Here is a 13,613-nt window from a genome sequence, read left to right as displayed (position 1 = left end):
CATTGGCACTGCCGAGGACTTCCTCGCCGCTATCGACAAGACCATCAAGTACTTCAACGATGGCGACATCGTCGAGGGGACCATCGTCAAGGTGGACCGGGACGAGGTCCTGCTCGATATCGGTTACAAGACCGAGGGCGTCATCCCTTCTCGTGAGCTGTCCATCAAGCACGACGTCGACCCCAGTGAGGTTGTGTCCGTCGGCGACTTGATCGAAGCCCTGGTCCTCACCAAGGAGGACAAAGAAGGCCGCCTGATCCTGTCCAAGAAGCGCGCACAGGACGAGCGCGCCTGGGGCACCATCGAGGCTCTCAAGGAAGCGGACGAGGCCGTCAAGGGCACCGTCATCGAGGTCGTCAAGGGCGGGCTGATCCTCGACATCGGCCTGCGCGGCTTCCTGCCCGCCTCGCTGGTGGAGATGCGCCGGGTCCGCGATCTCCAGCCGTACATCGGCAAGGAGATCGAGGCCAAGATCATCGAGCTGGACAAGAACCGCAACAACGTCGTTCTGTCCCGCCGCGCGTGGCTCGAGCAGACGCAGTCGGAAGTTCGTAGCGAATTCTTGAACCAGCTCGTCAAGGGCGCCGTCCGCAAGGGCGTGGTGTCCTCGATCGTCAACTTCGGCGCGTTCGTCGACCTCGGAGGGGTCGACGGTCTGGTGCATGTCTCGGAGCTGTCCTGGAAGCACATCGACCACCCGTCCGAGGTCGTCCAGGTCGGCGACGAGGTCACCGTCGAGGTCCTCGACGTGGACATGGACCGCGAGCGGGTTTCGTTGTCGCTCAAGGCCACTCAGGAAGATCCGTGGCGCCACTTCGCCCGTACCCACGCCATCGGCCAGATCGTGCCCGGCAAGGTCACCAAGCTGGTGCCCTTCGGCGCATTCGTCCGCGTCGAGGAGGGTATCGAGGGCCTGGTGCACATCTCCGAGCTGGCTGAGCGTCACGTCGAGGTGCCCGATCAGGTCGTGGCCGTCGGCGACGACGCCATGGTCAAGGTCATCGACATCGATCTCGAACGCCGCCGGATCTCGCTGAGCCTCAAGCAGGCCAACGAGGATTACACCGAGGAGTTCGACCCGTCGAAGTACGGCATGGCCGACAGCTACGACGAAGCCGGTAACTACATCTTCCCGGAGGGCTTCGACTCGGAGACCAACGAGTGGGTCGACGGCTTCGACAAGCAGCGCGGCGAGTGGGAAGCGCGCTACGCCGAGGCCGAGCGCCGGCACAAGATGCACACCACGCAGATGGAGAAGTTCGCCGCCGCCGATGCTGCTGCCGCCCTCGAGGAGCGCACGTCGGGGACCACGACGTCCTCGTCGCCGGGTGCCGAGGAGTCGACCGGCGGTTCGCTGGCCAGCGACGCCCAGCTGGCGGCTCTGCGTGAGAAGCTCGCCGGTAACGCCTAGCTCATCACCGGCGAGGGCGTGCGAGCGTGCTGCGCATCGGGCTGACCGGAGGCATCGGCGCCGGGAAGTCCACGGTGTCGCGGGCATTCGCCGAATGCGGCGGTGTGATCGTCGACGGTGACGTCATCTCCCGAGAGGTGGTCGAACCCGGAACCGAAGGCCTGGCCGCACTCGTCGGTCATTTCGGTCAGGAGATCCTGCTGCCCGACGGCGCGCTGAACCGTCCGGCGCTGGCCGCGATCGCGTTCAGTGCCGAGGACAAGCGGCAGACGCTCAACGGCATCGTCCACCCACTGGTGGCCCGTCGTCGCTCGGAGCTGATCGCGGCCGCCGCCGAGGATGCGGTGATCGTGGAGGATATTCCGCTGCTGGTCGAATCCCAGATGGCGCCGATGTTCCCACTGGTGGTCGTGGTCCACGCCGACCCGGATGTTCGGGTGCAGCGGCTGATCACCTACCGCGGGTTCAGCGCGGACGACGCCAAGGCCCGGATCGCGGCCCAGGCAGGAGAGGAGCAGCGTCGTGCGGTAGCCGACGTCTGGCTGGACAACGCCGGCAGCGAAGGGGATCTGGTCGAGCGCGCCCGTGCCCTCTGGTACCAGCGGATCGTCCCGTTCGCACATAACGTCGCCGCGGGTACGCCGACCGCCGACCCCACCGCGATCGTGCCCGCAGATCCGGACTGGCCCAATCAGGCCGGCCGGATCATCGCCAGGCTGAACACCGCCTGCGGGCATCGGGCAGTGCGGATCGACCACACCGGTTCGACCGCCGTCGCCGGACTCGATGCCCGCGACATCATCGACATCCAGATCACCGTCGCATCGATGGACGTCGCCGACGAACTCGCCGAGAGCCTGCTGCGGGCCGGCTATCCGAAGGTTGCGACGATCACCGCCGACACAGCCCTTGATGGACCAGAAGACCTGTGGCAGAAGCGCTTTCACGCCTCCGCCGATCCAGGCCGGCCGACGCACATCCACATTCGGGTGGACGGTCATCCCAATCAGCGATTCGCGCGTCTGTTCGTCGATTGGCTCAACGCAACCCCGGCGGTCCGTGCCGACTATCTTGCGGTCAAACGGGGGCAATCCGGCTCGCTGGGGGACTGGTTCGCTCAGGCCTATCCGCGGGCCAGGGCGTGGGCCGAAGGCACCGGCTGGTCGCCGGAACTCATCAGCTGACCGGAGCGGCGACCGCGGCCGGATCAGGCGCCGCTGCTGGATCAGACACCGCTGCTGGATCAGACACCGTCGGGTTCACCATCATCGGCGGGCCGCCGGGCACATTGTCCAGTGGGGCGCCGCAGATGAGCGCGCCGTAGTCCGGGTCGTTGCGGACCGGTGTCAGTCGCGGGCTGATGAAACTACTGGCCTGCGCCACGATCTCGTCGTCCACCAGGATCTCGCACGTCAGGTTGGCCGAGTACGGCCACTGGATCGAGATCCGCATACCGGCCTGCTTGGGATCGGTCAGCACGCCGGTGCTCTCGAAGGTGCGGCCGGGCAGCATCGTCGGATCAGCACTATTGGCCTGGTCGTCGCTGATCCGGTAGTAGATCTCCGCGCCGCGAGACAGACCGTCGACCCGGGCGCGGTAGGTCACGTTGTGCTGGAGCTCATCGGCTGCCGCCACCGGCGACCCGAGACCGGCCGACACCGCCACAAGGGCACCGAATGCCGCAGCATGTCCCACGCGTCTCACGGGAAGCGAGATTACCTCGCGCGCCAGGTCAGGTCCACGCCGGTGGTGGACAGCCAGGCGTTGAGGTCATGGTCGTGGGCGGCCAGCCCGGAAACCGTGCGGAAAGCGGTCTGCAGGGCGGCCTCGGTGGTCGGGCCGTCGAGCAGCCCGATCTGGTGGGCTTCGAGCAGTTCATCGACGTCGAGCAGGTCGGTTCCGACGCCGGTTCGCACCGCCAGGTCCAGGTAGTGGTCCTCGGACTCCCAGCGCTCGGGGCCGACGGTGATCCGGCCGATGTCGAGGTAGTAGTCCTGGGCCCGTTCGTGTCCGGGGTTGAAGTGGAAGACCGTGGCCCGCAGACCCAGATCGGGCAGCAGCCAGGACTCGAGGTAGTGGAACTGTGGCCGGCCCGGGGTGGGGCGCGCCAGGTACAGGCCCCAGGGGGTCTGCCGGTACTCCTCGACCGCACGGACGATCCCCTTCGGGTCGGTGTTGGTGCGCTCGACGAGATCGAAGGTCTCACGTTTGGGCGGGTGCATGGTCCATGCGAGCCTAGAGCCGTCGGGGGGCACGCCTACCCTGTATCCATGGCATTCGCCGCAGAACGCCCCGTGCTGGCGCATTCGGAATACCGCGCGGTCGACGACGTGGTCCGGGCCGGCGCGCGGTTCGAGGTGGTCAGTGAGTTCGAGCCGGCCGGTGACCAGCCCGCCGCCATCGAGGAGCTGGAGCGCCGGATCCGGGCGGGGGAGCGTGACGTCGTCCTGCTCGGCGCCACCGGCACAGGCAAGTCGGCCACCACGGCGTGGCTCATCGAGCGCCTGCAGCGCCCCACCCTGGTGATGGCCCCGAACAAGACCCTGGCCGCCCAGCTTGCGAATGAACTGCGGGAGATGTTGCCGCACAACGCCGTCGAGTACTTCGTCTCGTACTACGACTACTACCAACCTGAGGCGTATATCGCACAGACCGACACCTACATCGAGAAGGACAGCTCGATCAACGATGATGTCGAGCGGCTGCGCCACTCGGCCACCTCGAGCCTGCTTTCCCGGCGCGACGTCGTCGTCGTTGCCTCGGTGTCATGCATCTACGGCCTGGGCACCCCGCAGTCCTACCTGGACCGGTCGGTGGAGTTGCAGGTCGGCACCGAGGTGCCCCGGGACGGCCTGCTGAGACTGCTCGTTGATGTCCAGTACGACCGTAACGACGTGGCGTTCACCCGTGGCACGTTCCGGGTTCGCGGCGACACCGTGGAGATCATCCCGTCCTACGAGGAACTCGCCATCCGTATCGAGTACTTCGGCGACGAGATAGAGGCGCTGTATTACCTGCACCCGCTGACCGGCGATGTCGTCCGCAAGGTCGACTCGCTGCGGATCTTTCCGGCCACCCACTACGTGGCCGGCCCGGAGCGGATGGCCAAGGCGATCTCGGGTATCGAGTCCGAACTCGAGGCGCGGCTCGCGGACCTGGAGAGCAAGGGGAAGTTGCTGGAGGCTCAGCGGCTGCGGATGCGCACCAACTACGACATCGAGATGATGCGGCAGGTCGGGTTCTGCTCGGGTATCGAGAACTACTCCCGGCATATCGACGGCCGGCCGGCCGGGTCTGCCCCGGCCACCCTGCTGGACTACTTCCCGGAGGACTTCCTGCTCGTCATCGATGAGTCACACGTGACCGTTCCGCAGATCGGCGGCATGTACGAGGGCGATATGTCCCGGAAGCGGAATCTGGTGGAGTTCGGCTTCCGGCTGCCGTCCGCGACCGACAATCGCCCGTTGACGTGGGAGGAGTTCAGTTCCCGGGTCGGGCAGTCGGTATACCTCTCGGCCACCCCCGGGCCCTACGAGCTGGCCGCGACCGGTGGCGAGTTCGTCGAGCAGGTGATCCGACCGACCGGCCTGGTGGACCCAAAGATCGTGGTCAAACCCACCAGGGGGCAGATCGACGATCTGATCGGCGAGATCCGCGCCCGGGCCGATCGCGACGAGCGGGTGTTGGTCACCACGCTCACCAAGAAGATGGCCGAGGACCTCACCGACTACCTGCTCGAGATGGGCATCCGGGTGCGCTACCTGCACTCCGAGGTCGACACCCTGCGCCGGGTGGAGTTGCTTCGCCAGCTGCGCCTCGGTGACTACGACGTCCTGATCGGCATCAACCTGCTCCGCGAGGGTCTGGACCTTCCCGAGGTGTCGCTGGTGTCCATCCTCGACGCCGACACGGAGGGGTTCCTGCGCTCGGCCCGCAGCCTGATCCAGACCATCGGGCGTGCCGCGCGCAACGTCTCCGGTGAAGTTCACATGTACGCCGACAACATCACCGACTCGATGAAGCAGGCCATCGACGAGACCGACCGCCGCCGCGCCAAACAGGTCGCCTACAACCAGGAGCGGGGTATCGACCCACAGCCGTTGCGCAAGAAGATCAACGACATCCTCGATCAGGTCTACAGCGAGGCCGCAGATACGGAGGCCACCGAATCGATTGAGGTCGGTGGTCGTAACGCCTCCCGGGGGCGCCGGGCGCAGGGCGAGGCGGGTCGGTCGGTCAGTGCGGGCATCATCGAGGGCCGCGATGTGGCGTCCATGCCGCGCGCTGAGTTGGCCGATCTGATCAAGGACCTGACCAACCAGATGATGGCGGCCGCTCGCGATCTGCAGTTCGAACTGGCCGCGCGCCTTCGCGACGAGATCGCCGACCTGAAGAAGGAACTCCGCGGTATGGACGCCGCGGGTCTGAAGTAGCGTCACGCACCGATGACCGGAACCGTGGCGGGAGCCGGCAGCTGGCGGGAGCTGTTCGGACGCCGATACCGTGGCGCCACAATCGTTCTCGCGGGCGGGGTCGGCATCTACGCGATCAACGAGTTCATCACCATGAGCATGCTGCCCAGTGCCATCGACGATATCGGCGGCGCGCGGCTTTACGCCTGGGTCACCACCGTGTATCTGGTGGCATCGGTGATCGGGGCGACGACGGTGGGGCCGGTGCTGACTCGATTCGGTCCCCGCGGTTCGTATCTCGGCGCGCTGCTGTCGTTCGCGGCCGGCACCGCGGTGTGCATGATGGCGCCGAGCATGCCGGTCCTTCTGGTTGGACGGACCATCCAGGGTTTCGCCGGTGGGGTGCTCGCCGGTCTCGGTTACGCGGTGATCAGCGCGGTGCTGCCGGAGCGATTGTGGCCCCGGGCCGCCGCCACGGTGTCGGCGATGTGGGGAGTGGGCACCCTCATCGGCCCCGCCTCGGGTGGCCTGTTCGCCCAATTGGGTTTCTGGCGTGGTGGATTCGCGCTTCTTCTGGTGCTCGCCGCGCTGGTGTGCATTCTCGTTCCGATCGCCCTGCCGGACAGCCCGGGCGGTATCACGTCCGCGCTGCGGATCCCTGCGCTATCCCTGGCGCTACTCGGATTGGCGGCTCTGATCGTGAGTCTTGCTGCGGTGCAGACGGATCCGGTGCTGACCGCTGTATTGCTGGTGCTCTCGGTGGCACTGGTGGTGGTGTTCGTCGCGGTGGACCGCACTGCGACGGCCACGGTGTTACCGCGCGCAGTTTTTCGGCCGGGACCGCTCAAGTGGATCTATCTGGCGCTGGGGCTGTTGATGGCCGCCACCATGGTCGACATGTATGTGCCGCTGTTCGGTCAGCGGCTGGCCGGACTGTCACCGGTGATGGCCGGCTTCATGGGTGCCGCGCTGTCGGTCGGCTGGACCCTCGCCGAGATCGGCAGCGCCTCGATCAGTAGCCGAACCACCGCGGCCCGGGTCGTGACGGTCGCCCCTCTGGTGATGGCGGTGGGGCTGGGACTGGCCGCGGTGACCCAGCGCGACGGCGCCGGACCGCTCATGGTCGCGGTGTGGGCCCTGGCGCTGGTCATCACCGGCGCCGGCATCGGATCTGCCTGGCCGCACCTGTCGGTGTGGGCCATGGGATCGGGTCCCCAGGAAGGTGTCGGAGACCCAGCCGAACGGGCGATCGCATCGGCTGCGGTCAACACCGTCCAGCTGATCTGCGGGGCCTTCGGAGCCGGACTGGCCGGGGTGGTGGTGAACCTTCGGGTGACGCCCGATGGCGCAGCAGCGCGATCGGTATTCGCCCTGTTCGCGGCACTTGCCGCGGTCGGTGTCCTGGTCTCGCGGCGGGCGGCCCGCCCGACGGCCTGATCAGGCCGGCAAGCGTTTGCGCAGACCTGTGTAACCGCAATGGCACTGGTTGGCCACGGTTTGGTAAACGCCCATGTTGTCGCCCACTTTGGAGACTTACACGTCTGTAGTTTCGGGCCATACCGAGACAGAGATGGGGAAAAATGTCACGGACCACCACTCGTGTGGCGGCTGGAGCGGCTATCGCGGCGATGGGTGTTTTCTGGACGGCTCCGCTGTTCAGCACCTTCGCCGCCGCCGACCCTGCCGTCACCCCGGGGGGCATCCCGTGTCTGAGCATCCTCCAGGGCGTCGCGACCAATCCGCCTGATCTGTCACAGGGCATACCGCCGTCGGCAGCGTCGATCCTCACCCCGCGCTCACCGGTCGTCGGCGGTCCGGTGCCGCCGGCCTCTGCCGTCGGCGGCGTGCCGATCCCGCCCGCCAGCGTTCCGGGCGCTCCCGGCGTACCGGCCGGCAGCGGTGTGGTGATTCCGCCGGCCTCGACCCCCGGCGCTCCTGGCACCGGCGTCGTGGCCGGGGTCCCGACCCCGCCGGCGGCGGCGCCGGGCACCCCGCCGGGTGCCGGTGGCGGTGGCATCGTCACGCCGCCCGGTGCACTTCCCCCGACCCCGCCCGCCGGCGCGGCCGGCGGGATTCCCGGCGGCCCGGCAGCATTGCCCGGCACTCCACCGGCCGCTGCCGCCGCCGGCATTCCTGCACCGGGCGCGGCCATCCCTGGTCCGGCCGCCGCCGTCGGCGCACCGATCGTTGAAGCCTCCGGGATTCCCGGCACCGAGGCCGCCGCCGGCGTGATCGGCGGGGGCGAACTGGGTGCCGGCGCGGGCGTCGGGTCCGGAGCCGAAGGAGTAGCCGCTGTCGCCGGCGACAGCGGAGCCGCCATCGGGCAGGCCGCCGGAGCGGCACTGGGCGTCGGTGTTCCCGGTCCCGAGGCCGCCGTGGCGGCTGCCCCGATCGCCGACGCCGCGGCTGTTCCGCCCGCTCCGCCCATCGGAGCCCCGGGTGTCCCGGTTGCCGGCGAGATTGCCGCACCCCCGGGCGCTGCGGCCGGTGTCACCGGAGTTCCGGGCGGCGGCGAGATCATCGAGCCCGCGACCCCGCCCCTCGCGGTTCCCGGCGGCGCCGTTCCCGGCGCGGCTGGGCTTCCCCCGGTTCCCCCGGCCGTGACGCCCCCGGTTCCCGCTGCCGCCGGCGTCGACCTACCGCCGATCATCGGTGGCGACACCCCCGGTGGCGTGCTGCCCGCGGCCGCCGGGGTTCCCGGTGCGCCCGGGGTTGAGATCCCCGCGGTCCCGGATCTGGCCGCGGTCGCCACCCCGCCGGTGCCGCCGGTGCCCAGTCCCGGTGCAGCCATTGACAATTCGATCCCGCTGCCCGCGCCGTACACCGTCACCGTGCCCGGTTCGGAGATCGGCGGCGGCATGCTGGAATTCCCCGGCACACCCGAAATCACCATCCCGGGTATCCCGCTCGCCGACGTGCTGCCGGGTGCGGCCACCCCGGGCGGTGCGCTACCGGGCACCCCGGGTGGCAACCCCATCTCGGGTGCGTTCGATCCGCCGCTGAAGATCCCGGGCGTTCCGACCGCCGCCGCCATCGAGGGCCCGCCGCTGCCGGGTGCGGCCCTGCCCGGCACCCCGGGCCTACCCATCGCCGACGCGGCCGGGATTCCGCCTGCCGCTGTCCCGGGTGCTCCTGGTGGACTGATCGGCGAAGCCATCCCCGGTCCGCCGGCTGCGATTCCGGGTGTTCCGGGCGGTGATGTCGCCGGCGGGCTGGCGACTCCGCCCGCCGGGGTCCCGGGCGTTCCGGCCGCGGGTTCCGGCGGTGCCCCGATCGCGGGTGAGATCGCCGGCGCCACCCCGCCGGGAGCCGAGGGCCTCGGCGCAGGCGCACCGGCAGCGGTCATCGAGGACAACGCCGGCAGGTCCGGAAACCAGGATTCCGGCCAGCCGGGCGCCGCACTGGGTCAAGGATCCGGTGCCGGTGCCGGCGCGGGCGGCGGCCCTGGCGACGTCCCGCAGGACATCGACCACAAGGCCTCTCAGCTTGCGGCGTTGCCCGCCGAAGCCATCGCATCGCTGGCAGCCGGTTTCCCGCCGGGCGCTGCAGGTGTGCCCGCCGCCGCGGCCGTGCCCGCAGCCGGTGCGATCGCGACGCCGCCGGCCGCAATCCCGGGTCTTCCGATCGGTGGCGCCGCAGCCGTGCCGCCGGCTCCGGGGGCCATCCTCCCGGGTGCCCCGGCCGGCATCGGCGGGGCCATCCCGCCGGCTCCGGGCGCTTTCTTCCCGGGTGCGTCGATCGGCGGCGCCGCCGCCGTCCCGCCGGGTCCGGGTGCTCTGCTACCCGGCGTGCCGGGGCCGGCCGCAGCCGTGATCAACCCGGGACTGGGTGCGTTCATCCCCGCCGCTCCGATCGCCGACGCGGCCGCCGCACTGCCGACACCTCCGATCGGGGTGCTGCCGAACCTCGCGCAGGGCGTCGCGACGCTGCTGTCGCCGCCGCAGATCACCCTCCCGGGCATACCGGGCTTCGGGATCCCACTGCCGAAGACCATCTCGGCTCCGCACAGCCTGCTCTGCATCGGCACCGAGTGGTCGACGCCGGTAGCCGGCGGCCAGGCCGTAGCAGTGCCCCCGGTCACCGAGGCCGGTGTTCCGGTCAGCCGGTGGCCGGGCAACTAGCGCAGGCTAGCGAACCGACTTGGTCACCTGCGCGAAGCTGAACTGCCAGCGTTCCACGACGTGGAAGCCGAACCGGCTCGGCACCTGATAGGCCATGGCCCGTCCCAGGCGGCGACCCGGTGGTAGCGCCGCGCCGCTCTGATGATCGGGCAGGGTGGGATCGCGTTCGGTGATCGTCCATAACGCCGGGCAGTCGGGCATCTTGTCCGCCCAGGCCCAGATCGCGATATGGCTGTCCCACAGCATGTTTCGCTGCAGCGCGGTGCGACCGCGGCCGTAGTCGTGCAACTTGCGGTAGGCAGCCGGCCTGGCGGCCGTCAGTGGGCGGATCGGGCCGGGCTTCCACGTCGTCGAGTTGTCCAGCACCAGGCAGTCGCCGGGCGCCGCGTAGCGCTCGATGACATCGGCGACCTGGCTGTAGTCCATATGCTCCTTGGCGTACGGCCCGCGCTGCGCGAGATAGTTGGGCGCCCCGGCCAGCGTCGCGGCGGCCAGGATCGCCGCGATTCCCGCGCGTGATCTTCCCACCGCGACGACACACATTCCGAGCAGCAGTGCCACCGCGGGTGCGGTGAAGGACAGGTAGCGCGGGTAGTAGATCGGGTGGTGCACCGCCGAATACACCAGCAGTGCCGCGGTGGGAACCGCGATCCAGGTGAGTGTCAGTGCAACCGGCCGCCACGGCACCCCCCGGATGACGCCCACAACCAGCACCACCCCGGCGAGGACGGCGAACGGCCACGCCCGATCGAAATACTGATCCCGAAGGATCGTGCCGACGGTGTCGACGCTCAGTGGCGAGATCCAGCGCACCTGGAACAACTGAGACTGGGTGAACATCAGGAAGGGCGCCGCCACCGCGATCACCGCAGCCGCCGCCACCGCCCAGTGCCGCAGCGCCCGCGGCCGGCCGAACGCCGCCACCGCCACTGCGTGAACCGGCACTATCAACACTGCGAAGACGTTGAGCGCAGTAGCACCGACCGCCAACAGGACGTAGCCGCACCACCACCCGATCCGGTCGCGGCGGGCCGCCAGCACACAGAACACCGTCAGCCAGACCGCGGCGGCCATCGTCAGGGCGTAGGACCGCGTTTCCATCCCGGCCCAGGTGACCCGGGGGAGGATCGCGAACACCAGTCCGGCGGTCAGCGCGACCGGCCGGGTGGACAACTGCCGGCCCAGCACCACGACGCCCGCAGCAGCGAGCCCGACCGCAACCGCGCTCGATAGCCGCGACAGGAACTCGGTGGCCGGGAAGATCGCGAACCAGCCGTGCATCAGCAGGTAGTAGAGGCCGTGGACGGCATCGATGTGGCTCAGCATCCGCCACAGGTCCGGAACCGACCGGGTGCCGGCCGAGATTGTCGCCGCCTCGTCGAACCACAGCGACGGCCGCGCGGCGCCCGCGGCGCTCACCATGGCGGCCAGCAGTGCCACCACGGTGGCGTCCCACCGCCCGCCCACCGGCTCCGGCGGTTCGGTGACGACAGCGGGCCGAAATTCGCGTACTGAGATGGTCATTCTTGCCGATAACGCTAACCGGTCGGTCTGTAGTGAACGTCACCCCGCTGCTCTGGGACAGAGTTTGCGCTCGTCAACCCCGTCCCAGGGTGGTGTGGCGCCGGTCTGGTGTGGCCGAATCGCGCATGACCGCGGTCGTGAGGCGTTACTGTCGGTACCGGCGTTACCAATAGGCACTGGAGGGTACGAATGGGCGGATACCACACCGTGGTCGTCGGTACGGACGGCTCGGATTCCTCGCTGCGCGCGGTCGACCGGGCCGGCCAGCTCGCGTCGGGGCCAGACGCGAAGGTCATCGTCGCGACCGCCTACCTCGAGGCTCCCTCAGATGCCCGTGCCGCCGACATCCTCAAGGATGAGGGCTACAAGATGTCGGGCAACGCCCCGATCTACGAAACCCTCCGTGAAGCCAAGGACCGGGCTAAGGCTGCCGGCGCGACCAACGTCGAGGAACGCGCCATCGTGGGTGCTCCGGTCGACGCGCTCGTCGAGCTCGCCGAGGAGGTGGGCGCGGACCTGCTGGTGATCGGCAATGTCGGTCTGAACACCATCGCCGGCCGGCTGCTCGGTTCAGTGCCGGCTAACGTCGCGCGTCGCTCCAAGGTCGATGTCCTGATCGTTCACACGACGGGCTAGCCGTGCCCGCTGCCGTCCGCACCCGCCTGTGGGTCGGCGGCCACGTGAAGGCCGAGAACTTCCCGCTCTCGGATATCTCCGATTACCTGACTGAGTCCGATGCCCTCGTGTGGGCTGACCTCTGTGATCCCGACAGCGTGGTCCTCGACCAGCTCGCCGGCGAACTCGGATTCGATCCCCGTGCAGTCGAGGACGTCGTCGAGCACGGCGAACGCGCGAAGGCCACTCGTTACTCCAAGCACACTTTCGTCACCGCCTACGCGACCTCGCTGGGTCCGCAGATTTCGGGTTCGATCGAGTCCCGGCTCCTGACGGCCAAGATCTCGATCTTCGTTCTGCCCAACGCGGTGGTGACGGTGCGCCACGAAACCGATCCCGCCAAACCGGTTTTCGATATCGACGAAGTGGTCCGCCGCTGGGACGACAACTACGACCTGCTGAGGCAGGGCAGCCCGGCGTTGTTGCACGGTGTCCTCGACGTCATGGTGGATGGTCAGTTCGACACCATCCAGCAGTTCGACGACGCGATCGAGTCCCTGGAGGACAACCTGTTCGACGAAGGGTCCCAGACCCGCCGTCTCCAGCGCGACACCTACCGGCTGCGAAAGGAGCTCGTCGAACTTCGCCGGGTCGTGCTGCCGATGCGTGAGGTGGTCAATACCGTGATGCTTCGCGGCGTGCAGGGCAGTGACGCCGCCGAACTCACCAGCTGGTACCACGACCTCTACGACCATGTGATCCGGGCTGCGGAGTGGACCGAGTCGTTGCGCGACATGATCACCACGATCTTCGAAACGAACCTGTCGCTACAGGACGCCCGGCTCAACGTCGTAATGAAGAAGCTCACCGGCTGGGCGGCCATCATCGCGGTGCCCACCCTGGTGACCGGCTGGTACGGCCAGAACATCCCGTATCCGGGCTTCGAAGAGCCGTCCGGGGTGATCACCAGCGCGGTGCTCAGCGTGCTGACGTCGGTGATTCTCTACCTCGCATTCCGCCGCCGCGACTGGCTCTAGGTGTGATGTCCAGGGAGCGGCAGCGTCGCCCTTTGCGCCCGAGTTCCGGTAATTTGCGAACGACCGATAGCCCGTGATCTCTGAACAGAATGCGGCAGTGGATGATTCGCACGAAGCAGGCGTGAGATGCTCGACCCGAAGGGAGCCAAGATCGGCCGGTTCGACCTCACGGGATTCACCACGGGGGCCGAGCCGGGCCGCGAGAATCGCTTACAGACGGCCGAACTCGACTGGGATGACTCCGACGACTCGTTGATCGTGCAGACCGCTCACGATTTCAAGACTGGCGGTTCACTCCCCGACAACCAGATCAGGTGGGCAATCGTCGGAGGTACCGGGAAATACGACACGGCGCGCGGCTCCTGCACAACCGTCCTCGAGGGCAGCACTTTCCGCTGGAAGTGTCTCGTCAAGCCCTAGCCGTAGCGGGCTGTCGTGGGCCGACGGATTGTTGTCGGATCACCCAGCCGGCGGTCGGATCCAGTGCCAGACC

Annotated in this window: 11 protein-coding genes; 8 read left to right on the top strand and 3 right to left on the bottom strand. The window is 68.5% G+C overall.

The window, feature by feature from the left end:
• Position 1 precedes the first annotated feature (1 nt).
• Together rpsA and coaE are read left to right on the top strand one after the other, a co-directional pair.
• Positions 2-1,411 carry a 30S ribosomal protein S1 gene (rpsA, locus tag ACR2JI_RS17345; protein ID WP_526392227.1) on the top strand — a complete coding sequence of 470 codons (1,410 nt, stop codon included), beginning with the start codon at positions 2-4 and terminating at the stop codon, positions 1,409-1,411.
• Between the two features lie 26 nt (positions 1,412-1,437).
• The gene (coaE, locus tag ACR2JI_RS17340; RefSeq protein ID WP_526392225.1) at positions 1,438-2,595 is read left to right on the top strand and encodes a dephospho-CoA kinase; all 1,158 of its coding nucleotides are present in this window, start codon (positions 1,438-1,440) and stop codon (positions 2,593-2,595) included.
• Here the strand turns inward: coaE and ACR2JI_RS17335 are convergent.
• On the bottom strand, positions 2,588-3,115 hold the full coding sequence (locus ACR2JI_RS17335; RefSeq protein ID WP_526392223.1) for a hypothetical protein: 528 nt from the start codon (positions 3,113-3,115) through the stop codon (positions 2,588-2,590). The genes coaE and ACR2JI_RS17335 overlap by 8 nt on opposite strands.
• Before the next feature lie 11 nt (positions 3,116-3,126).
• Positions 3,127-3,633 (bottom strand): ribonuclease FAU-1 family protein, encoded by a 507-nt coding sequence (locus ACR2JI_RS17330; RefSeq protein WP_526392221.1) that lies wholly within the window; start codon positions 3,631-3,633, stop codon positions 3,127-3,129.
• Positions 3,634-3,681: 48 nt separating this feature from the next.
• On the opposite strand from ACR2JI_RS17330, the gene uvrB reads away from it, so the two are divergent.
• From uvrB to ACR2JI_RS17315, 3 genes are all read left to right on the top strand, one after another.
• Positions 3,682-5,844: an excinuclease ABC subunit UvrB gene (gene uvrB / locus ACR2JI_RS17325; RefSeq protein WP_526392219.1), complete on the top strand. Its 2,163-nt coding sequence runs from the start codon at positions 3,682-3,684 to the stop codon at positions 5,842-5,844.
• Positions 5,845-5,856: 12 nt separating this feature from the next.
• Positions 5,857-7,260, top strand: a complete 1,404-nt coding sequence (locus ACR2JI_RS17320; protein WP_526392217.1) for an MFS transporter — start codon at positions 5,857-5,859, stop codon at positions 7,258-7,260.
• 143 nt (positions 7,261-7,403) lie between these two features.
• Positions 7,404-9,944: a hypothetical protein gene (locus ACR2JI_RS17315; RefSeq protein WP_526392215.1), complete on the top strand. Its 2,541-nt coding sequence runs from the start codon at positions 7,404-7,406 to the stop codon at positions 9,942-9,944.
• A 6-nt stretch (positions 9,945-9,950) separates the two neighbouring features.
• On the opposite strand, the gene ACR2JI_RS17310 is transcribed toward ACR2JI_RS17315, so the two are convergent.
• The gene (locus ACR2JI_RS17310; RefSeq protein WP_526392213.1) at positions 9,951-11,468 is read right to left on the bottom strand and encodes a glycosyltransferase family 39 protein; all 1,518 of its coding nucleotides are present in this window, start codon (positions 11,466-11,468) and stop codon (positions 9,951-9,953) included.
• A gap of 189 nt (positions 11,469-11,657) precedes the next feature.
• On the opposite strand from ACR2JI_RS17310, the gene ACR2JI_RS17305 reads away from it, so the two are divergent.
• The 3 genes from ACR2JI_RS17305 to ACR2JI_RS17295 all read left to right on the top strand — a co-directional run bounded on the left by ACR2JI_RS17305 (position 11,658) and on the right by ACR2JI_RS17295 (position 13,540).
• A complete protein-coding gene (locus tag ACR2JI_RS17305; protein WP_526392211.1) occupies positions 11,658-12,104 on the top strand; it encodes a universal stress protein in 447 nt (148 codons plus the stop codon).
• Positions 12,105-12,106: 2 nt separating this feature from the next.
• Complete coding sequence (locus tag ACR2JI_RS17300; RefSeq protein ID WP_526392209.1) at positions 12,107-13,120, top strand: magnesium transporter CorA family protein; 1,014 nt, start codon at positions 12,107-12,109, stop codon at positions 13,118-13,120.
• 126 nt (positions 13,121-13,246) lie between these two features.
• A complete protein-coding gene (locus tag ACR2JI_RS17295; protein WP_526392207.1) occupies positions 13,247-13,540 on the top strand; it encodes a hypothetical protein in 294 nt (97 codons plus the stop codon).
• Positions 13,541-13,613 lie beyond the last annotated feature (73 nt).

Origin of the sequence: Mycobacterium sp., assembly GCF_051006775.1 — a bacterium.
GTDB lineage: Bacteria > Actinomycetota > Actinomycetes > Mycobacteriales > Mycobacteriaceae > Mycobacterium.
Note: the sequence above shows the minus strand (reverse complement) of the source record. Positions and strands in the feature narration are given on the sequence as shown.

What these genes read in the sequence shown, in the direction of transcription:
- ACR2JI_RS17330 (WP_526392221.1), bottom strand. Translation starts at nt 3,633, where the DNA reads ATGCACCCGCCCAAACGTGAGACCTTCGATCTCGTCGAGCGCACCAAC.
- uvrB (WP_526392219.1), top strand. Translation starts at nt 3,682, where the DNA reads ATGGCATTCGCCGCAGAACGCCCCGTGCTGGCGCATTCGGAATACCGC.
- ACR2JI_RS17320 (WP_526392217.1), top strand. Translation starts at nt 5,857, where the DNA reads ATGACCGGAACCGTGGCGGGAGCCGGCAGCTGGCGGGAGCTGTTCGGA.
- ACR2JI_RS17315 (WP_526392215.1), top strand. Translation starts at nt 7,404, where the DNA reads ATGTCACGGACCACCACTCGTGTGGCGGCTGGAGCGGCTATCGCGGCG.
- ACR2JI_RS17310 (WP_526392213.1), bottom strand. Translation starts at nt 11,468, where the DNA reads ATGACCATCTCAGTACGCGAATTTCGGCCCGCTGTCGTCACCGAACCG.
- ACR2JI_RS17305 (WP_526392211.1), top strand. Translation starts at nt 11,658, where the DNA reads ATGGGCGGATACCACACCGTGGTCGTCGGTACGGACGGCTCGGATTCC.
- ACR2JI_RS17295 (WP_526392207.1), top strand. Translation starts at nt 13,247, where the DNA reads ATGCTCGACCCGAAGGGAGCCAAGATCGGCCGGTTCGACCTCACGGGA.